The sequence below is a fragment of the Fulvivirga aurantia genome (genome assembly GCF_009711475.1).
In the GTDB taxonomy this organism is placed as follows: domain Bacteria; phylum Bacteroidota; class Bacteroidia; order Cytophagales; family Cyclobacteriaceae; genus Fulvivirga; species Fulvivirga aurantia.
On sequence record NZ_SMMD01000197.1, the window covers coordinates 1 to 932 of the forward strand.

Annotated in this window: 1 protein-coding gene; it reads left to right on the plus strand. The window is 38.8% G+C overall.

Annotation, left to right across the window (positions count from 1 at the left end; translation table 11 throughout):
* On the plus strand, positions 1 to 901 hold a 901-nt coding region (locus E1176_RS20195; RefSeq protein WP_185152497.1), incomplete at its 5' end, for a hypothetical protein.
* Positions 902 to 932: the final 31 nt, after the last annotated feature.

Consider the following 932-nt stretch of genomic DNA (forward strand, 5'->3'; position numbering starts at 1 on the left):
CGGTTTATTTGTCGGATTTGTCTTAGGCGTACTTCCATGGCAACTACGGAGCTTTTCTATGGGTGGAAGCAATCAGTTCAATGTGATGTTCAGAAAAAATTACTACAGACCAGAGTCGGGTACTGTAGATTTTTCTGATATGGTTGATCGCGTTGTAGCAAATGTAGATCGTATTTTTTCTATCGAAATACCAAATATTTTAGTTCCTATTCTTGAGTTAGACGGTGAGTCAAGCAGTGCACTCCTCTGTTGGCTTTTAGGAATTATCGCAATAGCAACAATAATATATGGAGGCATTAAATCTCGGGCTGTGGGTATAATAGCTGGTAGTTACTTATTATTTACGATTCTCATTTTGCTTGTATGGCCTGATTATTTTGCCAGTTACAGATATTTGGTGCCAGTATTGCCTATGCTGGTTTTACTGTTTTTTTATGGGATTCATGCTTTTATACAAGGTGTTTTACAGAAACAGCTCACTATCAGAGATGCCAAGCCGTATTATTTGCTGCTCTTTGTCTTTTTGTTGTTTCCATCTTTAAAAAATTTAAATGCTACTGCAAAGCAAAACTATCCGATTCATTGGGCAGAATTCTTTTCAATGGCTAGATGGAGCAAAAATAATGTGGCCAAAGGCTCTGTGATATGCAGTAGAAAGCCAAACCTATTTTATCTGTACTCAGGCCATGAGTCTGTTAATTATCGATATTCTGAAGATCCGGATCACCTTCTTGAGGGGCTCGATGGACACGGTGTAGATTATGTGGTTTATGATCAGCTAGGGTTTAGTACAACACCACGGTGCTTGGGAAAAGCCATAAAAACCTACCCTCAGCGGTTTGATATGGTACAATATGTAGGGCCGGAACAAAGAAGAACGTATTTCTTTAGTTATAAATAGGTGCCTTAAAATAAGAGCTGGCCCTGTCTGA